The 21,405-nt window shown below is 45.9% G+C and carries 21 protein-coding genes and 1 pseudogene; 17 read left to right on the top strand and 5 right to left on the bottom strand.

What is annotated here, in order from left to right:
- Positions 1 to 89: 89 nt before the first annotated feature.
- Positions 90 to 1,229, top strand: coding sequence for a Fic family protein (locus LQV63_RS27790; protein ID WP_233699140.1), 1,140 nt, complete (start codon positions 90 to 92; stop codon positions 1,227 to 1,229).
- Between the two features lie 120 nt (positions 1,230 to 1,349).
- On the opposite strand, the gene LQV63_RS27785 is transcribed toward LQV63_RS27790, so the two are convergent.
- Complete coding sequence (locus LQV63_RS27785; RefSeq protein WP_233699139.1) at positions 1,350 to 2,057, bottom strand: DNA alkylation repair protein; 708 nt, start codon at positions 2,055 to 2,057, stop codon at positions 1,350 to 1,352.
- A 435-nt stretch (positions 2,058 to 2,492) separates the two neighbouring features.
- Between LQV63_RS27785 and yedE the strand changes: the two genes are divergently transcribed.
- From yedE to LQV63_RS27740, 9 genes are all read left to right on the top strand, one after another.
- Positions 2,493 to 3,701: a selenium metabolism membrane protein YedE/FdhT gene (gene yedE / locus LQV63_RS27780; RefSeq protein ID WP_233699138.1), complete on the top strand. Its 1,209-nt coding sequence runs from the start codon at positions 2,493 to 2,495 to the stop codon at positions 3,699 to 3,701.
- The gene (gene yedF / locus LQV63_RS27775; RefSeq protein WP_019423335.1) at positions 3,691 to 3,924 is read left to right on the top strand and encodes a sulfurtransferase-like selenium metabolism protein YedF; all 234 of its coding nucleotides are present in this window, start codon (positions 3,691 to 3,693) and stop codon (positions 3,922 to 3,924) included. The genes yedE and yedF overlap by 11 nt, the downstream gene beginning before the upstream one ends.
- Positions 3,925 to 4,301: 377 nt before the next feature.
- Positions 4,302 to 4,838: a hypothetical protein gene (locus tag LQV63_RS27770; RefSeq protein WP_233699137.1), complete on the top strand. Its 537-nt coding sequence runs from the start codon at positions 4,302 to 4,304 to the stop codon at positions 4,836 to 4,838.
- A gap of 122 nt (positions 4,839 to 4,960) precedes the next feature.
- Positions 4,961 to 5,656 carry a response regulator transcription factor gene (locus tag LQV63_RS27765; RefSeq protein ID WP_233699136.1) on the top strand — a complete coding sequence of 232 codons (696 nt, stop codon included), beginning with the start codon at positions 4,961 to 4,963 and terminating at the stop codon, positions 5,654 to 5,656.
- On the top strand, positions 5,646 to 6,824 hold the full coding sequence (locus LQV63_RS27760; RefSeq protein ID WP_233699135.1) for a HAMP domain-containing sensor histidine kinase: 1,179 nt from the start codon (positions 5,646 to 5,648) through the stop codon (positions 6,822 to 6,824). The genes LQV63_RS27765 and LQV63_RS27760 overlap by 11 nt, the downstream gene beginning before the upstream one ends.
- An 87-nt stretch (positions 6,825 to 6,911) precedes the next feature.
- On the top strand, positions 6,912 to 7,619 hold the full coding sequence (gene rluF / locus LQV63_RS27755; RefSeq protein ID WP_233699134.1) for a 23S rRNA pseudouridine(2604) synthase RluF: 708 nt from the start codon (positions 6,912 to 6,914) through the stop codon (positions 7,617 to 7,619).
- A gap of 16 nt (positions 7,620 to 7,635) precedes the next feature.
- Entirely contained in the window at positions 7,636 to 8,727 is a 1,092-nt protein-coding gene (locus LQV63_RS27750; RefSeq protein WP_233699133.1) for a DNA alkylation repair protein, read from the top strand.
- A gap of 65 nt (positions 8,728 to 8,792) precedes the next feature.
- A complete protein-coding gene (locus LQV63_RS27745; protein ID WP_233699132.1) occupies positions 8,793 to 9,248 on the top strand; it encodes a MarR family winged helix-turn-helix transcriptional regulator in 456 nt (151 codons plus the stop codon).
- A gap of 124 nt (positions 9,249 to 9,372) precedes the next feature.
- Entirely contained in the window at positions 9,373 to 10,029 is a 657-nt protein-coding gene (locus LQV63_RS27740) for an MFS transporter (RefSeq protein WP_407672975.1), read from the top strand.
- A 194-nt stretch (positions 10,030 to 10,223) separates the two neighbouring features.
- Here LQV63_RS27740 and rlmN read toward each other — a convergent pair whose 3' ends face one another.
- Positions 10,224 to 11,282, bottom strand: coding sequence for a 23S rRNA (adenine(2503)-C(2))-methyltransferase RlmN (rlmN, locus tag LQV63_RS27735; RefSeq protein ID WP_233699131.1), 1,059 nt, complete (start codon positions 11,280 to 11,282; stop codon positions 10,224 to 10,226).
- 330 nt (positions 11,283 to 11,612) lie between these two features.
- Between rlmN and LQV63_RS27730 the strand changes: the two genes are divergently transcribed.
- Positions 11,613 to 12,560, top strand: a complete 948-nt coding sequence (locus tag LQV63_RS27730; RefSeq protein ID WP_233699130.1) for an alpha/beta hydrolase — start codon at positions 11,613 to 11,615, stop codon at positions 12,558 to 12,560.
- Positions 12,561 to 12,770: 210 nt separating this feature from the next.
- Positions 12,771 to 13,355 carry an SUKH-3 domain-containing protein gene (locus LQV63_RS27725; protein WP_233699129.1) on the top strand — a complete coding sequence of 195 codons (585 nt, stop codon included), beginning with the start codon at positions 12,771 to 12,773 and terminating at the stop codon, positions 13,353 to 13,355.
- Positions 13,356 to 13,507: 152 nt separating this feature from the next.
- Here the strand turns inward: LQV63_RS27725 and LQV63_RS27720 are convergent, their stop codons facing one another.
- Positions 13,508 to 14,563: an NAD(P)/FAD-dependent oxidoreductase gene (locus LQV63_RS27720; RefSeq protein ID WP_233699128.1), complete on the bottom strand. Its 1,056-nt coding sequence runs from the start codon at positions 14,561 to 14,563 to the stop codon at positions 13,508 to 13,510.
- Between the two features lie 210 nt (positions 14,564 to 14,773).
- Here LQV63_RS27720 and LQV63_RS27715 point away from each other — a divergent pair, with 210 nt between their 5' ends.
- The 3 genes from LQV63_RS27715 (at position 14,774) to LQV63_RS27705 (ending at position 17,786) form a co-directional block, all read left to right on the top strand.
- On the top strand, positions 14,774 to 15,697 hold the full coding sequence (locus LQV63_RS27715; RefSeq protein ID WP_233699127.1) for an iron-hydroxamate ABC transporter substrate-binding protein: 924 nt from the start codon (positions 14,774 to 14,776) through the stop codon (positions 15,695 to 15,697).
- A gap of 74 nt (positions 15,698 to 15,771) precedes the next feature.
- The gene (locus tag LQV63_RS27710) at positions 15,772 to 16,782 is read left to right on the top strand and encodes a FecCD family ABC transporter permease (RefSeq protein WP_233699126.1); all 1,011 of its coding nucleotides are present in this window, start codon (positions 15,772 to 15,774) and stop codon (positions 16,780 to 16,782) included.
- On the top strand, positions 16,779 to 17,786 hold the full coding sequence (locus LQV63_RS27705) for a FecCD family ABC transporter permease (RefSeq protein WP_233699125.1): 1,008 nt from the start codon (positions 16,779 to 16,781) through the stop codon (positions 17,784 to 17,786). The genes LQV63_RS27710 and LQV63_RS27705 overlap by 4 nt, the downstream gene beginning before the upstream one ends.
- Positions 17,787 to 17,893: 107 nt before the next feature.
- Here the strand turns inward: LQV63_RS27705 and LQV63_RS27700 are convergent, their stop codons facing one another.
- Positions 17,894 to 18,634, bottom strand: a complete 741-nt coding sequence (locus tag LQV63_RS27700) for a Bax inhibitor-1/YccA family protein (RefSeq protein WP_233699124.1) — start codon at positions 18,632 to 18,634, stop codon at positions 17,894 to 17,896.
- Positions 18,635 to 18,732: 98 nt separating this feature from the next.
- Positions 18,733 to 19,017 (bottom strand): annotated as a pseudogene (locus LQV63_RS27695) (winged helix-turn-helix transcriptional regulator); the annotation flags it as partial.
- A gap of 138 nt (positions 19,018 to 19,155) precedes the next feature.
- On the opposite strand from LQV63_RS27695, the gene LQV63_RS27690 reads away from it, so the two are divergent.
- Complete coding sequence (locus LQV63_RS27690; protein ID WP_233699123.1) at positions 19,156 to 20,391, top strand: MFS transporter; 1,236 nt, start codon at positions 19,156 to 19,158, stop codon at positions 20,389 to 20,391.
- Positions 20,392 to 20,428: 37 nt separating this feature from the next.
- A complete protein-coding gene (locus LQV63_RS27685; protein WP_233699147.1) occupies positions 20,429 to 21,271 on the top strand; it encodes an aldo/keto reductase in 843 nt (280 codons plus the stop codon).
- Positions 21,272 to 21,405: the final 134 nt, after the last annotated feature.

Below are 21,405 nucleotides of genomic sequence, written 5' to 3'. Positions count from 1 at the left end.
ATGTACATAATAAGTGTAATTCAATATAATAAAATGTAATGGCAACCCTTGATTCTGCTGAACTTTTAAGTGTAATAGGCGGTGTAAAAATGACTTATAATTTTTCTTATGAGCACTTTATATATGAGGAAGATAAAATGGTCTTTCGTCCTAATCTAAATCTCTTTGATTACGATATACAACAACTAATATTAGAGGCGGAGAGAAATATAGGCGCACTAGCCAGGCTTGGCTTAAAAAGCCATCCTTTAGAGCCCACCATTTTACGAAATTCTTTAGTCAGAACAGCGCACTTTACAACAAAAATAGAACAAAATAAGTTGGAGTTCAAAGAGGTCGAGCAAGTTTATCAAAGCTATAAAAAGAATCCGCTAACCATAAAACAAAAGGCCCAACTGGAAGTAAAAAACGTATTTGAAACTTATGAATATATTTATAGTTTAGATCCCAACAAAGATTTTTCAGATATGGATGAACCTGTACTCAAGAAAATTCAACAGACACTCATGCAAAACTTAACTGGCTATCCTGATGGATACAGGAGTATTCCTGTTGCTCTTCAAGATAGTGACGGGCAAGTTAGTTATCAACCTCCAGCATGTAATGAAATTCCCCTTCTTATGCGGGCATATTTCTCTTGGCTTTTTACGAGTGTGACAGGATTGTCGAATCCCTACGAGACCAACGTAGTTTCTGAAAAAAAGGTGCATCCTCTTATTATTTCCGGAATTACCCATCATTTAATAGGGTATGTCCACCCCTTTCCAGATGGAAACGGAAGAACAGCTAGAGCATTTTCTACATTGGTTGGCTTAATTCATAATGACCTATCCACGATCAAGGATGCCTTCAGTGTGGAAGAATACTTTGATAAAAGAATAGAGGATTACTATGATACACTTATGACTGCTACTCAAGGGAACCTAAAACCATTCATCGTGTTCTATCTCGAGTGTGTCATTGCATCGCTTACTAAGGTGCTAAAAGAACTGCAACGTTACGATAGAATTAAGCATATTAGAGAGCTGCTTGGTAAAGGCCATGCAAAAACGATGTTTGAGTTAATAGCCAGGATGGAAGACGGCGAGATATTCCACAGACAACTGTTTGATGAGACATTGGATGCTTCACCATCAAGCATTGCAAAAAATATATCGAAACTCAAAGATTTAGGGGTTATTATACCCGGGGAAAATCGCGGAGAATATATCATTTCAATTGTGGATTAATATACAGGGGCGGTACGAACAGAATTGCTTTTGAAAATGAGGCATTCCTAGAAGGAGTGCCTCTTGTTCTGGTTCGTCCCAAATACGGAAACAGACTCGTCTTGGATAGAGCTTGGCTCCTTAACAAATACAGGTCTTTTTCTTCACACCGATCTTCCCGCGTGCATCAATCTTTTCGATATAGGCTCTCGCCTCGGGCACTTTACATGCGGTAGGCCCCACGTTGACATGCACCTTCCCGATAGCATCGGCGACTCGTATCGCCTCGTCATGCAAAGCCCGGATATAGGCGCCTGTTGCAATAACAAAAGCATTCATTTTATAGCGCACTCGGTTTCTTTCCGTATGAATCGTTGTCTCGATTTGCCGCAGCAGACGGCGTATTTCATCGATATCCAATTGTTCGTCCGGGGTGATTGATATGTAGTTGCCGTATGTGCTCCAGCCGCAGGTGGCAATCAGCTCATCGCTTGAATCCATCCATTCCCTTGCCAGCTCCAGAGCAAAAGGGCTCTCTGCGGCTACTCCGGCTACCGTAGTTTCTGTGTGCATCGACCAGTTCGCCTTGTTCGCCCAGTCTTGAAGCGTTTCTTTCGTCATCGTTCTCGGATTTACGGACAGACCTGCCAAATACATGGCATCGCTATTTCCAGTGTCGTATAGAGCCCGTGCAAGATTTTGATCCTTCTTCACATCTTTAACCAGCTTTTTCAGGTCGCCAATCTTCACACCGTATAGGGGCTCTATCGCTCCGTGACGGATAAAAGTCTGCTTGGTCTGCTCCGAACCCAACGCTTCCAGCCTGCGCATCACTTCTTCCAAGGTCATCACCCGCACCCCTTTCACTATCCTATAACATTACGGCACCGGTATCGTAAACTCAAGTTCGGGGATATACTCTTTTTCGCGTTTATTATTCTCCACCGTTCTCATGATATACGGTTTGACCGTCAATGATTTCGGTTTGGTGTATAGTCCCCTTTCTGTGCAACCATCCGTATACATCTCTCTTCTTCCATTCATATTTTCATACATTAGATCCCGAATTATCGAAAAAGGTTACATCGTTATTTATTCAACCGCTCGCTCTCTCCCCTTGTCCTGATCGAGAGTTAAGTCCTTTTAAGAGAATTTCCCCACACACATGCTGATTGTAGTAAAATGGAGGATGGCATTTTCACTTGGCGTATACATAAGGAGTGTTTTGCCGCATACAAACAGATCAAGGAATGCATTTTGAAAAGGATTGAAGGGGTAAGAAAAATGAAACACATGTTAGGGAAACTGTTCACCAATTATTGGAGCCCCTATGCCGCGATGGGGATTGCAGGCGTTCTGAGTGCTCTATATTTCGGAATTACCGGAACCGTATGGGCCGTAACCGGCGAATTCACTCGTTTGGGAGGTCACGTTTTACAGCTTTTCGGCGTGGATATTTCCGATTGGGACTATTATGGCTTGATTCATATGGACGGAACCACATTCAGCCGAACAGACGGCTGGATCGTGTGGGGCATGTTCATTGGCGCCTTGATTATGATTTTGATCAGCAATAATTTCAAAATAAGAGTTCCGAAACAAAAGCGCCGCTTGCTGCAAGGGCTGATTGGCGGATTCATCGCGGGTGTTGGCGCCCGTTTGGCTCTAGGCTGCAATCTGGCTGCCTTTTTCACTGGCGTGCCTCAATTTTCATTTCATTCTTGGATATTTATGATCGCCACCGCAATCGGTACTTATGCGGGCGTTAAAATCGTAAATACAAGATGGTGGAAGGGCAAGCCTGTCCTGCAAAAAGGCAATATGGCGCAAAGCGCTGCCAAAACAAGAAAAATTCAACCTTACGTAGGGGCCATCATTGCGTTATTGTATACGGGCCTTATCGTTTACTTTTTCATCTCGGGCCGCACGATGTTGGGAGTAGCTGCTCTATTCGGGGCCGCATTCGGCATTTTGATTGAAAGAGGGCAAATTTGCTTTACATCTGCGTTCCGCGATCTGTGGATTAGCGGCCGGGCCACCATGACGAAAGCAATCACGGTCGGCATGGCCATTAGTTCCGTGGCGACACTGCTCATCATCTTGATTTACGGCTTGGACCCGATTACCAAAATTGCCGCGCCAAGCACATTTGTCGGCGGCGTGCTGTTCGGCATCGGCATCGTACTGGCCGGCGGCTGCGAGACAGGCATGATGTACCGGCTGATGGAAGGGCAAATCGTCTTCTTGCCCGTATTTATCGGCAACATCATCGGTGCCACGGCCCTCGCCTATGCGTGGGATCATCTCGGAGTCTATAACGTTCTCGTACAGAGCGGAGCCAAAATCAATTTGCTCACGATAATGGGGCCTGCCGGCGCGCTGGCGGTGACGCTGATCCTGTTAGGAATCGGATATGCCATCGCCGTATACTGGCAAAAAAACTATCGCTTTGGCGTTGGATTCAAGAAAGGGGACTATAAAAATGTCAGTTGAAGTTGATTTCACGTTGGACCTTAGAGGGGAACCTTGTCCATACCCGGTTATTTATACGCTGGAAACATTGCGCGACATGAAGAAGGGGCAGCTGCTGCAGGTCATTGCCGACTGTCCGGCGGCCTTCCGCAACGTGCCGGAAGAAGTCGTCAAGCACGGCTATACGCTCGCACAGGAACCTGTCAAAAACGGGCAGGATTTAATATTTTATATTCAGGCGTAAAAACACTCAAAGGATTAGGCACGCGAAATTCGCGACCTAATCCTTTTTTCTTATTGCGGATTCAACAAGAAGGCTCCCCAACCAGCTTCCACTCACTCTCCCCTTCGGTCAGCAAAAACAATCGTCTCCAACTGCATTTATACCGTAATGCGGCTTCTGAATGAGTGGGAGAGTGGAGAAAAGGACTTGGCGGCGTATCGTGAACGGCTATTCTATCAGTAATTTTAAAATATGATAAAATAAGGTTAAAATGAAAGAAAAAATAATTTCTATACCCTTAAAAACTAACCTTTATCTAACCGTCCTCCCTGTAAACTGAAGTCACAGTTGCAAGTCATGCACCAAAACAATTAAAGCTAACTACAGGAGGAATTACGATGAAAAAGGTTACGATGTTAAAAACAGGATTAATGGTTGCCGCAATGGTGGCCGCACTACCGCTTAGCGCTTTTGCAGCAACTGGGGTTCCCATGGAAAAGGTGGATTCCAAAGTCATTAAAATGGAATCATTGGATGCAATTAAGGCCACTCACCAACTGGCCAATAAGGAACAAGTTCAAGTAAAGAAACAAATAACCGAAAAGATTAAAAATCTTAAGCTTGATCAACAAATAGAAAAGAAAGCAACCGAAATGGTCGCGAACCTCAAAGCTGATCAACTATCCGAGAAAAAATTGCGCGAAGTGATTGCAAGCCTCAAACTTGATCAACAAACGGAAAAGAAATTGAACCAAACGATTGCAGATCTTAGTCTTGAGCAACAAATCATTGAAGCGGAAGCGCAGGGCAACGTGAAAACTGTAAACATAAAAGCTGAAATTCATACTTCTCCCGCTGACCAGAATGCCGCTCAGCAATTGAAACTGAAAGACGGTCAAGTTTTACTAAAAAAAGAAATTGTAGAAAACAAGTAAAGCTTATATAAGCCATTTCATTCAAGAAAATCATCTTCTTGCAACTGTATGATGCAGCAGCCAAGCAGCCAGAAAGCATGGCTGCTTGGCCATGTTTGTGGCACACAAGGAGTGAAAGCACAATGAAGCTATTATTAGTCGAGGACGAATCCATACTCTCGAACATCATAGCCAAAGGACTTAAAAAATGCGGCTATGCGGTGGACAGGGCGATGGACGGCGAAGAAGCCATCGAGCTGCACGAAGTCAATCAGTATGATTTAATGGTTCTAGATTTAAATTTGCCTAAATTAGACGGCTTGGAGGTTCTTAAAAAAATTCGGGACGAGAACAAAGAAATCAATATATTGATTCTATCGGCCCGCTCCGAAATTGAGGACCGCATTACCGGACTGGATTCCGGCGCAAATGATTACCTGATTAAACCCTTTGACTTTAAAGAACTGGAAGCGAGAATCCGCAATTTGCTGCGGCGCTCCTTCGTACAGCAGGATACCGTTCTGACTTGCGGCCCTATAAGCATCGATACGGCCCAAAAGTGTGTGCATGCCAACGATCGGCTTGTTGAATTGACCAAAAAGGAATACTCCCTGCTCCAATATCTCATGCTGAACAAGAACAGCGTAATCAGCGCCGAGCAGCTCATCGAACATACATGGGACAGCGATACGGACTTATTTTCCAATTCGCTCAAATTTCATATTTATTCGTTGAAGAAAAAGCTTGCCGAAGTGCTGGGGGAAAAAGACGTAATAAGAAATATAAGAGGTCAGGGATATTTTATATCAGATACTGCGGGGGAGCACGATGTTGAATAAACTATCTTTACGTATGCGATTGACGTTGCTTACCGGGTGTATTGTCATTCTTACCGCCGTTTGTTTAACCCTGATTTCCATCCATAATGCGGAAAGAAAATTTGTGCGGCCCAACGTTCTACAAGCAGTCACCACAACCAAGATGGTTCCACTGAATTCCAGCATAACGCCAGACCATGAAGCCTGGATTCGACCAGCTGCGAATGAGGAAAAACTAAGTAATATATCAGTCGAAGTAAGAGCTATCAAGGCCAAAGACCAGTTTGTCGATACCAGTGTCATCTATATGTTTATCATCATTATCCTGGGGATGGCTGCAACCTATGTAATCTCGGGCAGAGCTCTAAAGCCAGTTAATCAACTCAGCAAAACGATTAAAAACATCAACGAGCATAATTTATCCCATCGCATTGACCATATTCAGACAAAGGATGAAATCGGCAGCCTGGCCGGCTCCTTCAATACGATGCTGAACAGACTGGATGAGTCCTTCGCCAGACAGAAAAGATTCGCCGCCAATGCGGCCCACGAGCTTAAAACACCGCTTACGACCATAAAAGCGGGAATTCAAGTGCTGAAATTGGACAAATCCCCTTCTATCGAAGACTATAAAGAAAATGTGGACATTACGGAATTAAGCACGCAACGGCTGATCGATGTCGTGGATGACTTATTGAAGCTGACTTCGGAGGAAAAGGCGAAGTTTGCGGATAAGATTGCTCTATCCGACACGCTCCAACATATTGCGCAGGAATTAGAACCGATGACCCGGCAAAAAAATATCCAAATACAAGTAGTAGGGGAATGTAGTCATGCTATATTTGGCAATCAGACTCTTGTATATAGGGCCTTGTTCAATCTGCTAGAAAACGCGGTGAAATACAATAAGCACGGCGGCAAAGTTCAAATAGCCGTTTCACTGCGCGGATATAATACGATCATCCACATTTCCGATACAGGCATAGGTATTCCGAATGAAGAGCTCCCGCATATATTTGAACCTTTCTATCGTATTGATAAATCACGCTCACGCGACATCGGCGGTTCCGGATTAGGGCTTTCCATCGTGAAAACAATTATTGAAAAACACAATGGCACTATTGCCGTGCAAAGCGAGCCAGGCGTTGGTACGACATTTGATGTCTTATTTCCAAGTCAACACAAGTAAACCGCCTTATACATTGATTTCATATATAAAAACTTGGTACATTAATATCGTCCAGACATAAATATTACAATCAAAGGTGTGTATAGGGTGCGAATAAATAAATACATTAGCGAATCCGGCATAACGTCCAGACGAGAAGCCGACAAATGGATAGCCGCTCGAAGAGTGACAATCAATGGAATCGTAGCCGAGTTAGGGAGTCAAGTAGAACCAGGGGACGATGTTCGCGTTGACAACAAACCCATTATAGCGGAACAAAAACATGTCTATATTGTGCTCAATAAGCCAGTAGGCATTACCAGCACAACGGAACGCCATGTGAAGGGGAACATTGTTGATTTCGTCAATCATCCGCTGCGGATTTTTCATATAGGGCGACTGGATAAAGACTCGGAAGGCTTAATCCTGCTGACGAACGACGGCGACATCGTCAACAAAATTTTGCGCTCCGAAAACAAGCATGAAAAAGAATATATCGTAACTGTCGACAAGAAGCTCACTCCTTGGTTTTTGGACTCAATGGCTGCAGGTGTGGAAATTTTAGGCACGAAGACTCTTCCTTGTAAAATTACCAAGATGACCAATTTTGTTTTTAAAATCACGCTCACCCAAGGACTAAATCGCCAAATTCGCCGCATGTGCTCCGCCCTCGGCTATGAGGTGCGCCGTCTGCAGCGAATCCGGATCATGAACATTCACTTGCAAGGTCTGCCCGTGGGCCATTGGCGGGACCTGACCAAAGAAGAACAGAATCAATTGTTTAAAGATCTCAACTACAAGCCAAAGCAACCTTAAAGGAGCTAAACAAACCATGGCTGAAGCACTCAAAGAAATGTACAATCCATCCTTTTTCCAGCATTTCTGCGCGATTGTAAAACAAGCACATCCAGAATTCGATGACCGGCTGTTTATGAACTTGATATTCGATCAAGAGTGGGGAAATAGAGAGTTAAAACAAAGGTTTCGACACATTACACATGCGTTGTCTGCAACTCTGCCTCCTTCTTATCCAGAAGCAATAGAGCTTTTAATGAAAATAACTCCGCAATGCAGAGGGTTTGAGTATTTATTTTTCCCTGATTTTGTAGAGGAATATGGCCTTGCCCATTGGGACGTATCGATCTCTGCACTGAAGCAGTTCACTGCATCATCTAGTTCGGAATTTGCGGTTCGTCCTTTTATTGAAGCCGATCCGATCAAGATGATGTCCATCATGGAGGAATGGGCCCGGGACGAAGATCATCATGTGCGCAGATTAGCTAGTGAAGGCTGCCGTCCCAGACTTCCTTGGGCCGCCCCTCTGAAAATGTTTAAAGATAATCCGGCCCCAATATTGCCTATTTTGTCTCTCTTGAAAGAGGATGAAAGTGAATATGTCCGCAAAAGCGTCGCCAATAACTTAAACGACATTTCCAAGGATCACCCCGGCTTGGTGAAAAAGATAGGCTCAGAATGGAAAGGACAGCATCCCCATACGGACTGGATTATTAAACACGGCTGCAGAACCCTATTAAGAAAAGCAGATCCTGAAGTGCTAAGTTTATTTGGATTCAATACCGAGCCGGACGTTCAAATCAAGAATCTGTTATTGTCGAATGATCAGCTGTCCATTGGCGACACGCTTGCGTTCGAGTTTGTATTGGTTAATCCGTCGCCAGATATCCATAAGCTGCGTATCGAATATGGGATTAATTTTGTCAAAGCAAACGGCACGACCTCCAGAAAACTATTTAAGATTACCGAGAACACTTATAAAAACGGTGAGGTGGCGTTTCACAGAACGCATTCCTTTAAAGACCTTTCAACGAGAACTCACTATGAGGGGCAGCATCGTATATTTATTGCGATCAATGGGCGGGAAATGGCCGAAGCTTATCTTCAATTGAAGGCTTCGCAAAGATAGTTCGCCCGGCAGCAGAGCCTCCAATGTAATTGACAACCATTAAGTTTAGGAACTATACTAAATGCATGGATAAAAAAATGTATACCCAATCTGACAATAACCATAGCGGCAGCCGCAATCTGGGACGACTGATTATGCAGCTGCGACGGCTCGAACGCCAACCTCATTCCTTTGGCACAGCTGGACCTTTAACGCCTAGTGAGATTCATACGGTCGAGGCCATCGGTTTCGAGGGAGGCGTTCTCATGAGCGAGCTCGCGGGTCGCCTCGGAATAACAAAAGGTGCGGTCACACAGCTTATCGCACGCCTGGAAGCAAAAGAACTTGTCACACGTTCACCGCATCCGAATGATTCGAGGGCGATCGTGATTTCACTTACCGAAACAGGTAGGGAGGCTAATGCCGCCCACGAAGAGGTGCACCGCCGCTTCTACGATCAGCTTCGTTCTCAGCTCAGCGAGCAGGAGATCGAGATATTCGAGAGATGCATAGAAAAATTAAACGTTTTTTTGCAGCAATAATTTTTTTTGAGTATTTAGTTTAGTAACTATACTATAAAGAGAAGCTGGTGTTGATTATGAGCCCATCAAAACTGGACCATCAAGCTTTTACAAGCACCCATCGGATGTTCATGATGATGGCCATATGCATGGGGGCATTTATATCCCATTTTACGGCGGGTATCGTGAATGTGTCTTGCCTCACTTTGTGAAAACATTTCAATCCAACCTGAGCACTGTGCAGTGGGTTACGACCGGCTACCTGCTCGTTATCGCCTCGTTGCTTCCAGTGATGGGCAAACTGGGCGATAGATATGGTTATCGGCTTATTCATAATCTCGGATATGTATGTTTCAGCGTCAGCTCCATACTGGTCGCATTCTCACCCAATATATCCGTGATGGGAAGTGGAATTTCCTTTTTTGCTCTTTATTCTGGGCAGTTGCCGACGGTATGGATTGTTTCCGCGCTTGCGGTGATCGGACTGGGAATGGGGCTCATTGCGTCCCCGAATAACAGCTTTATTATGCAGCATGCTCCAACGGAACAGGCGGGCTCTATCGGGGGAATGATTGCGTTAACCCGTAACGCTGGCATGGTGTTAGGCGCTGCTCTGGGGCTCGGGGTCATGAATGGAGGGATTGGACAAGGACAGGCACCTCTGTTTCAAGCATTTAAGACAGTTTTTGAAGCCAACGTATTCATTTGCATAGGCGCTATGGTCATATTGGGGTGCGGCATTCGCTTGCAAGCGCGTAGAGGCAAGAGCTGCGGAAAAGATAAGGCAAGCTTTTTTAATTGATGGTTTGACCGCACCTTTTGTCTCATCCATTGGATATTATCCAGTTAAAACAGCACGTAAACCTCTTCCTATTAAGCTTCATTGGAATGTATGGGGCTCAGATTAAGAGACAGTAACCGCGAGAAAAACAGAGCAAAAGAAGCATCAAAGATTTGAAAAATCCTCTGATGCTTCTTTCCAACGTGCCATCCCGTTTATGATACCCGGATCTGTTTGCTTCTTAGCTGGCCGCAGGCGGCATCGATATCCGTGCCATGTTCAAGGCGGACACTGCTATTGATGCCATGCTGCTTCAATATGTCATAGAATTCCCGCACCGATTGCGGCTCGCTTCTCTGATATTGACTGTGTTCATCCACAGGGTTATATGGAATTAAATTAACGCTTGCGAGATCCCGCATATCCCGAATCAGATCAACAAGCTCAAGGGCATGTTCCTTGCGGTCATTCACATCCTTAAGCAGTATATATTCAAGCGTCACTCTGCGCTTCGTCTTGTCCAAGTAGTATTGAATGGCCTGCATTAACTTCTCGATTGGAATGGCTCGGTTTATCTTCATGATTCGCGTGCGGAGCTCGTTATTGGGCGCATGCAAGGAAATCGCCAGATTGACCTGCAGATTCATATCGGTAAATTCGTAAATCTTATCCGCAAGGCCGCTCGTCGATACCGTAATGCGTCTTGGACCAATGGCCAATCCTTTGTGATCCTTGATAACATTGAGAAAGTCTACCAAGTTATTGAAGTTATCGAACGGCTCTCCAATGCCCATCACCACAACATGGCTCACTTTTTCGTCTTGCTTCGCTTCATCCAGATGCAATTGGACCTGCATAATCTGCTCCACGATTTCGCCGCTGGTTAAATCCCGGCTCTTCGCCAACAGCCCGCTTGCGCAGAAGCTGCACCCGATATTGCAGCCAACTTGCGTGGTGACACATACGGATAGTCCGTATTTATGTCTCATCAATACCGTTTCAATCAGATTGCCATCCTGCAACTTGAACAGGAACTTAATCGTTCCATCCGCCGATTCTTGCTTCACGTGCTCGTCCATCGTCCTGATGGCAAAATGCTCAGCCAATAATTCGATGCAATCTTGATTGACATCGCTCATTTCCGAGAAATTCGTTACCCGCTTTCTATAAAGCCAATCCCAGACTTGCGCTGCCCGAAACTTTTTATGCCCATATTGAGCCAACCATGCCGTCAGTTGCTCCATTGTTAATCCATAAATGGATTCCTTATTCATTCCGATATCCTCATTTCACAAACTTTATCACTCTGCCCTATTATACTAAAGCTGGCGCAGCACACAATCTGTTTATTATTGTCCTACTTATTAAATATATACAAGGGGGAGGAAACAGTCATGTTCCTTTGCCTCATTGCAATATGCATCTGGATGCGGCGAGTCCCGGGAACTGGTCACGCTGCAAAAAAATACGGTATAATAGGATAAAAAGGACAGTTGTTGTCCAGCGGTGGAAACTATAATCTTGATAACGTTAGGTAACAAACTGGCATATTCTTTCCTTAACAGCCATAGAAGCACGCACCTACATGAAGGGAGAGGATATTATTGAAAAAAAGAGTGTTGATCGTGTCCATTACCATTCTAGCACTGCTATTGATTATCATCACGTCTGCTAGCTTTTATTTCTACCACGTCGCCATTGCACGCGCCGAAAAGAGCTTCTTGAAAGGCAATCCCGATCTGGCGGTTAGCGCGAGCGTCGCGAATCCGTTCGATGACAATGAAGAGTGGTGGGGTAAACAAGCTTTTACGGAATGGAGCATGACTTCCAACGATGGGCTTAAGCTGCACGCCTACTATCTGGCAGCCGCTCAACAGACGGACAAAACCGTAATTATCGCCCACGGATACTCCGGACATGCCGAACAGATGGGCCATTTGGCTCAAATGTACAGGGATGTGCTAGGCTATAACGTACTTCTCCCGGACGCCCGCGGACATGGGAAGAGCGAAGGGAATTATATCGGATTCGGTTGGCCGGAACGCAAGGATTATGTCAAATGGATCGACAAAGTCATCGAACATACAAGCGGCCAAGCGCAAATCGTCCTTCATGGCGTGTCCATGGGAGGAGCGACGGTCATGATGACCAGCGGTGAGGATCTGCCTCCTAACGTCAAGGCGATCGTGGAGGATTGCGGGTATACATCGGTTACAGATGAGCTGACTTACCAGCTGCAACGAATGTATCATCTCCCGTCTTTTCCGATCGTCCAAACGACCAGTCTGCTGACCAAAATTCGGGCGGGGTACTCTTTCGGAGAAGCTTCGGCCTTGGAGCAAATAAAAAAATCGAAAACGCCGATGCTGTTTATTCACGGCGGCGCGGATTTGTTCGTGCCGACCGAAATGGTTTACGAATTGTACGAGAACGGTCCTGCGCAGAAAAAAATGTTTATCGTGCCCGGCGCGGGTCACGGTATGGCCAGACAAACCGATCCGGAAGGATATGACCGTGAGGTAGCCCAATTTATCGGAATGTATGTGAAGTAAATGAGCAATAAATAAACTTTGAGATCGGTCCAAGGGCCGATTTTTTGTTACAAGCATCTCCCTCTACAAAGGGCAGTACATGGTTTAAACGATACGATTGATAATACAACAAGCTATTCATGCACGAGTTTCTTGGACTTCCTGAAAATATAGCTGTGAAATCTTCGCTTTTGTAGTTTGTTTTTTATTTTATAAGGTAGGAATGATTGGATGAAGCAGGGTGAAAAGGAACTCACCAGACAAGAACAAATGGTATTGTTGCTGAAAAAAGCAGGCTGGTATGAGGGCAGACACGTTGATATTTCATGCTTTGAGTTACGCTGCAGAGAAGAGGGCACGGATCTCTTCGACAGTGCGAAGAAGTTTCTTCAAGAGTTCTCGGGCATAGACGATATGGTTTTTTTTAAATACCATCATGACATACCCGACAGCCAGTGTGCTGATTCATGGTATGATTACACGTTTAATTTTCTTCCAAACGCACTTGAAGAAATTTCATATCCCGAGGACTATCAAGAAATTTTGACTTTTGCACAGGAGGACTGCTTCTGCTTGGGGGAATCAGGATATTACTATCCTGCCGTTGCAGCTATTGGACGCTCTGGGAAGCTGTATTTTAAACATGACTATGAGAACGTTGTCCGTGTCTTTGACACACTAGTCCAGAGCATGGAGCATGAGTTGGAGAATCATGATATCGTAATCTCATCTTTGTATGAGAAAAACGAAGTTTTGCTTCCAACGTTATGGGGCAATAAACTATTTCCCGTCAAACGTCAAAATCCTTTTTCGTAACTGTTTGTGCCCCATATCCTGATCAGGCTTGAGCTGAACAGACGAACTGAACTCATATTATACTTGCAAAATAAAAATAAATAACGACAACAAGCGAGACGCTCCACAAGCCCAGAACGGGGACATGGGAGCGTCTCGCTTTCGTCTTGCCATCATTTTATCATTTGTTTCACGAGTTGGCGGTTGCGCTCTTTGAACAAATCATTATGGGAGGACACCATTCCGTAGCCATTGGCATCCGGCTGAATAAATTGCTTCGCCTTGTTCACTGCGTTGGCCGCATCCTGGAAGGCGCCTGCGATCAAGTGCAGCTTCCCGTCATGATGCAAAATATCGCCCGCCGCATACAGACCGGGAATGGACGATTCGCTGCTTGCATTCCCTGCCACGTAAAAGTCATCCACCTGCTCGATCTTCAATTCGCTGTTCCCGATTAGGCTCGAATCTCGTTCATAGCCATGGTTAATAATCACTTCGTCAATCGTCAACGCCGTTACCTCGCCAGTAGCTTGATTCGTCAGCTCTACACGTTCAATAACTTCGTGATTGTCTGAGGCTATCAGCTTCGTAATGGATGAATTGAAGTGGCACACGATAGAGCTATTCATTAGTTGCGTGATTGTCGCTTCATGACCGGATAGGGATTCCTTATCCTTGCGATAGGTCAAATACACCTGCTTGGCAACCGGCTCCAACTCATTCGCCCAATCAATGGCCGAATTGCCCCCGCCGGAAATCACAACCGTCTTATCCTTGAATTTCTGCAGAGACTTCACCGTATAATTCAAGTTGGACACTTCAAATCGTTCCGCGCCCTCGATGTCCAATTTCTGCGGATTTAATATCCCGCCTCCAACCGCAACGACGACTGTCTTTGAATAATGCTTCCGGCCCGAAGCCGCGTGCAGCACAAATATGCCTTCCTCGTTCCGCGCGATCGACTCCACCTTTTCATTCAACACGACTTCCGGGTCAAACGTTAACCCCTGTGCGGTAATCTGTTCAATTAATTGGGCTCCGGTTATGGGGGTCAGACCGCCCACGTCCCAGATCATTTTCTCAGGATAGACATGAACTTTACCGCCCAGACGAGGCTGGTACTCAATCAGCTTCGTTTTCATTTCCCGTAGTCCACTATAGAAGGCGGAGAACAGCCCTGCCGGACCTCCACCAATGATCGTGACATCAAATAGTTGTTCCTGATCCAATCGTGTTCACTCCTTGGATTTATATTGTTAATGATTATCATTATCAATATAAGCGTTTTCCTCATTTTTTACAACAAGAAAACTATTGACACGAGAAAAAGAGATCTTTATTATATGGAATGAAATCGAGGTTGATAATCATTATCATTTACCTTTGAAACTATAAACCAATGTGTGCCACACACCATTCAGTAAAAGGAGCATACCCACATGAAAAAGCTATTTATTCCTTTCATGCTCATTTTCGTGCTTATGATTAGCGCATGCAGCAGCGGGCCAGCAGATAACAAGGACAACTCCGCGGCCAAGGACAGCACATCAGGCACGATCACATATCAGTCGGAAAATGGCCCCGTTGAAGTGCCTGCCGATCCGCAGCGCGTTGTCGTACTGTCTTCCTTTGCCGGCAACGTCATGGCGCTGAACGTCAATCTTGCCGGTGTAGACTCTTGGTCCAAGATGAATCCACGTTTCCAAGATAAATTAAAAGATGTGGCCGAAGTATCGGATGAAAACTTGGAAAAAATCATAGAGCTGCAGCCTGACCTAATTATCGGTTTGTCCTCCATCAAGAACGTGGATAAATTGAAGCAACTTGCGCCTACGGTAACGTTCACCTACGGAAAAGTAGACTACCTGACGCAGCACTTGGAAATCGGGAAGCTGTTGAACAAGGAAAAAGAAGCGCAAGCGTGGATCGATGATTTCAAAAAACGCGCTGGGCAAGCCGGAAAAGATATTAAAGCCAAAATCGGCGAAAGCACAACCGTGTCCGTCATCGAGAACTTTGACAAGCAGATTTATGTGTTCGGCGATAACTGGGGCCGCGGCACCGAAATTTTGTACCAGGAAATGAAGCTGAAGATGCCTGACAAAGTGAAGGAAATGGCGCTGAAAGATGGCTACTACGCTCTATCGCTAGAAGTTCTTCCACAGTTCGCCGGTGACTATTTGATTTTCAGCAAAAACAAAGATACGGACAATTCTTTCCAGAAAACCAATACGTACACGAATATTCCTGCGGTGAAAAACAACCGCGTGTTCGAAGTCAATGCGAAAGAGTTCTACTTTAACGACCCGGTCACGTTGGATTTCCAATTGGACTTCTTTATCAAAAGCTTTCTGGGCCAGTAACAGTAATGGGAGGAGGAATTCTTAGATCTAAGAATTCCTTTTCCTGTATTCTATAACGGAAAAGAAGAGGGACTATGACGAAAGAGAAGCGACGTTTCATCCCATTTGCATATAAACTGATGGCAGGCATTGTTGTATTTATAGCTGCGTTTGTTGTTGCCATGGTATTTGGGGCTGCTGACACCACGGTGAGAGAAGTATGGCTGGCACTGACTTCCCGCGCCACCAGCGACAACATTTCCCTGCTCCGTGAAATTCGCCTGCCGCGCGAAATCGGCGCCATTATGGTTGGCGCTGGGCTGTCCGTATCTGGCGCAATCATGCAAGGAATGACGAGGAACCCGCTTGCCGATCCCGGCTTGCTTGGCTTGACTGCCGGGGCTAATGCAGCGCTCGCCCTAACGATTGCGTTGATTCCATCGGCGAACTACTTCCATATTACGATCGCTTGCTCTATCGGAGCAGCTGTCGGAGCCAGCATGGTATTCGGTATCGGAGCCATGAAAAAGGGCGGCTTATCCCCGCTTCGCATTGTATTAGCTGGCGCTGCGGTTTCGGCATTCCTGTACGCCATCGCGGAAGGAATCGGGCTCTATTTCAAGATTTCGAAAGATGTGTCCATGTGGACGGCAGGCGGAGTCATTGGCACTTCATGGAGCCAGCTTCAGGTCATTGCGCCTTTTATCATCACCGGTATCGTGATTGCTCTTGTGCTAGCGAGACAGCACACCATTCTGAGCTTAAATGAAGAGGTTGCCGTTGGATTGGGCCAGCAGACCATTCTAGTGAAAACGATCCTGTTCATTGTCATTATTCTGCTCGCCGGCGCTTCTGTCGCGCTGGTTGGGAATATGGCATTCATCGGCTTGATGGTGCCTCATATCGTGCGTGCCATGGTCGGGACAGATTATCGCTTTATTTTGCCGATGTCTGCGCTTGCAGGGGCTGCTTTTATGCTGCTGGCCGACACTCTCGGCCGAATGATCAATGCCCCGTATGAAACGCCTGTGGCGGCCATTGTGGCGATGCTGGGCTTGCCTTTCTTCCTGTTCATCGTTCATAAAGGAGGCAAAGCATTCTCATGATTCCATCTGCCTTATTGAAAAAACAACGGCTCATCGTGGGTGCTTTGCTCATGCTTATTGCACTGACAGTCGTGATCGGGATGGGATTGGGGTACTCCTCTCTGTCGTATGATCGGCTACTTCCAACTCTGTTCGGGCAAGGAACGTTCAAAGAAGAATTTGTTCTGTTCTCCGTTCGTCTGCCTCGAATCATCATCACGCTGTTGGCTGGGATGGCACTCGCCCTATCTGGCGCTATCTTGCAGGGCATCACGCGCAATGACTTGGCTGAACCCGGTATACTGGGCGTCAATTCCGGGGCAGGCGTGGCGATTGCTGTTTTCTTCTTGTTTTTCCCGATAGACGCAGGCTCATTTGCATATATGCTGCCTCTTGTAGCGTTTGCGGGCGCGCTGCTTACGACTTGTATGATTTACGTGTTCTCGTACAACAGAACGGTTGGCCTGCAGCCTGTACGGCTGGTGCTCACCGGGGTGGGATTCTCCATGGCGCTGTCCGGGACCATGATTGTTCTCATTTCATCGGCTGAGCGTTCGAAAGTAGATTTTATAGCCAAGTGGCTGGCGGGCAATATATGGGGGACGGACTGGCCGTTTATATGGGCGATCCTGCCGTGGCTGGCCGTGCTGATCCCTTTCACCATGTACAAGGCGCATCGCATGAATCTGCTTGCGCTCAGCGAGCATGTGGTTATCGGCGTTGGCGTGTCGGTTGACAAGGAGCGGATTACGCTTCTGTTGACCGCAGTTGCGCTGGCGGCTTCCGCCGTTTCCGCCACGGGAGGAATCGCTTTTATTGGACTCATGGCTCCGCATATTGCCAAAGCGCTGGTCGGACCCAGACATCAATTATTTATCCCGATCGCGATTCTGATTGGCGGATGGTTGTTATTGTTCGCAGATACGATTGGACGCAATGTGCTGGACCCTGACGGAATTCCAGCGGGTATTGTGGTTGCATTAATTGGCGCCCCATACTTCGTCTATTTGTTGTTGAAAAAGTAGCGGCATAACTGAAGACCTTCCTTCTCTTGTTTGAGTAGGAGAGGTCAACGGAATGTGCATAGCAAATAGACCATCTCCTTCAGGGGATGGTCTTACGATTATATGGCTTAGTCTCGGCTCCGCAGCTTGGCAAGAAGACGGATGATCTCAATATACAGCCACACCAGAGTGACCATAAGGCCAAACGCTCCATACCATTCCATATATTTAGGAGCTCCCTGCTGTGCGCCATTTTCAATGAAATCAAAATCAAGAACGAAATTCAGCGCGGCGATAATGACAATGACAACTGAAATACCAATACCGATTAAGCTGTTTTCGTGCAGATAAGGAACCGTTACACCGAAAAATCCTAAAACAAAGCTTAGAAGGTAAACAAGGGCAATGCCAGCCGTGGCAGCAAACACGCCGAGCTTGAAGTTCTCCGTCGCCTTGATCATTCCGGTTTTATAAGCAACAAGCATACCGATGAATACGCACATCGTCAGCAAGGCCGCCTGCATCGTAATTCCATAGTACAGCGATTCAAAGTTTGCCGAGAGAGCACCGAGAAATAACCCTTCCGCAATGGCATAAATCGGAACCAAATACGGAGCCGCTGTCGGCTTAAAGCTGATGATTAATGCCAGAATGAATCCGACAATCGCCCCGCCATAGGCGTAAGATACCACGCTGTACCCGTTAAAGTACATGGTCCACGAGACAATAGCGGCTGCTACGAGCAAGGCTAGCGTCATAAACGCTTTGTTGACCGTCCCGCCGATCGTCATGGGCTCCTGTGCGGAGTTAAATCCACTCTGTTCAAAAGTATTGTCATTCAATGTCGGATTCCCGCTGCGACCTATCAAAAAATGACCTCCTAATCGTTGTTTTGTTTATATTATCATATGTTCATATTTATATAAATTACAGGTTGGTTAAAATTATCGGTTTTAATTAATCAAGCGCATAGGGAATCCATGATCGATTTCAAGCTCCACCCGTATTCGCTAAGCTCGTACTCCACTTTCGGAGGCACTTGATTATAGATAATTCGATTCACGATGCCGTCCTGCTCTAATTCTCTTAGCTGCTGCGTTAACATTTTTTGCGTAATTCCGGGCATAAGGCGTTTTAATTCACTTGTTCTTTTCTTCCCGTAAGTCAAATGACACAGGATTACACACTTCCACTTCCCGCCAATAACTTCCAAAGTTGCTTCTACTGAAATATTATATTTCTTTTTAATCACAGCCTTTTCCCTCCAAATGAGTTTATAGGAACTTTTAAGTACCTATATCACTTCAAAGTACGTACTATTCAATTTCATCCTAATGATTGATAATAGCATTTACCGGCCGGACATTACAATATTGTAGGAGTGGGGCGAATGACATTGGAGAATAAGCGGAGCACTTTGGCGCTGCTGGCGCTAGCAATTAGTGCCTTTGCGATTGGCACAACCGAGTTTATCAGCGTGGGACTGCTCCCCCTCATTGCTGAAGACTTAAATATATCTGTCACAACATCAGGTTTAACCGTTACTTTATATGCGTTAGGGGTAACTTTCGGGGCTCCCGTTCTAACGTCCTTGACCTCTAATATCTCACGTAAATCGTTGCTGCTTTGGATTATGGTTGTTTTTATTGCAGGCAATATGCTGGCTGCCGCTGCCAGTGGAATTGTCGTGCTGTTAGCGGCGCGCGTAATCTCCGCGTTGTCACATGGCGTATTCATGTCGATTGCCTCTACCATTGCGGCCGATCTCGTGCCTGAGAACCGCAGAGCCAGCGCTATCGCGATTATGTTCTCTGGACTTACTGTCGCGACCGTAACCGGGGTTCCCTTGGGCACCTTAATTGGACAACAATTCGGTTGGCGAGCAGCCTTTCTCGTGATCGTTGCAATCGGCATTCTGGCTTTCATAGCCAACATGACCTTAGTTTCTTCCCATTTACGAAAAGGAACGAAAACGCCGCTTCGCGATCAACTTAAACTTGTCACGAACAGACGATTGCTGCTTGCATTTGCCATCACTGCCTTGGGATACGGCGGGACCTTTGTCGTCTTTACCTATTTATCCCCGCTGCTTCACGATATAACCGGATTCGAGGAAAAAACGGCAGCAATCATTCTGCTTATATATGGAGTTGCCATTGCCATCGGCAATGTTATCGGAGGCAAAGCCGCTAACCGAAAACCTGTTACTGCCTTGTTCTATATGTTTTTTATACAGTCCATCGTGCTCTTCCTGTTAACGTTCACCGCACCTTTTAAAACAGCCGGTTTGATAACCATCTTCCTTATGGGGCTGTTTGCATTTATGAATGTGCCCGGCTTGCAAGTATATGTCGTCATGCTGGCTGAACGTTTCGCGCCGCAAGCGAAAGATGTGGCTTCTGCTGTCAACATTGCCGCGTTTAACGCAGGAATTGCGATCGGGGCCTACTTGGGCGGTGTCGTTACGGATACGATCGGGCTGATTCATACCACATGGGTAGGAGGATTAATGGTGATGGGAGCCGTATTGCTGACAGGCTGGGCGCGTGTCCTGGAAAGGAAAGATGCGCCCGCCCAAACCACCAGCGAAACAAATACAGTGAACCCTGGCTTAGAGTGCGCTTAACCGCATTCAAAAACATAATTCAGGAGGCTATTATATGATGTCTAAAAATCTTCAAGATACAGTAACGTTGCACAACGGCATGAACATGCCTTGGATCGGGCTAGGCGTGTTCAAAGTGGAAGAAGGGCCGGAACTGGTACAGGCTGTGAAATCAGCCATTGCACACGGGTATCGCAGTATCGATACCGCTGCTATTTATGAGAATGAGACAAGTGTCGGTCAGGGGATTCGCGAGGCTATGCTGGAGACCAATATCTCCAGAGAGGACCTTTTCATAACTTCAAAAGTGTGGAATGCCGATTTGGGATACGAATCCACACTGGCCGCCTATGAAGCAAGTTTAGAAAAATTGGGCTTGGAATACCTTGATTTATACCTGGTTCATTGGCCTGTACAGGGCAAATACAAAGAGGCGTGGAGAGCTTTGGAGACCCTATATCAAGAAGGACGGGTCAAGGCCATTGGGGTAAGCAATTTTCAAATCCACCATCTTGAAGACCTGATGAAGGACGCTAACATTAAACCTATGATCAACCAAGTGGAATTCCACCCTTGTCTAACTCAAAAAGAATTGCTCCGATTCAGCAAGGAGCAGGGCATTCAGTTGGAAGCCTGGTCGCCATTAATGCAAGGCGGGCTGTTGGATAATCCGATGCTGAAGGAGATCGCGGCCAAGTATGGAAAGTCCGTTGCGCAAGTCATCCTGCGTTGGGATTTGCAGCATGGCGTTATCACCATACCGAAATCTACGAAGGAACATCGCATTATCGAAAACGCGGCCCTGTTCGATTTTGAGCTAACCCAAGAAGATATGGACCAGATTGATGATTTGAATCAAGATCTTCGAGTCGGTCCCGATCCGGACAACTTTGATTTTTAATAAAATGTGAAATAGACGCCATTCCTTTCAATGAAAAAGGGAGTGGCGTCTTATCTATTAGCAGTTATTTATAGTAAGGTTCACCATGCTGACTGTAAAACGTTTGTTTGATAATCCTCTACCTCAGAAAGCAA

Source organism: Paenibacillus profundus (assembly GCF_021369635.1).
Classification (GTDB): domain Bacteria; phylum Bacillota; class Bacilli; order Paenibacillales; family Paenibacillaceae; genus Paenibacillus_B; species Paenibacillus_B profundus.
The sequence above is the reverse complement of the archived record's forward strand: the minus strand, read 5'-3'. Positions and strand labels throughout refer to the sequence as shown.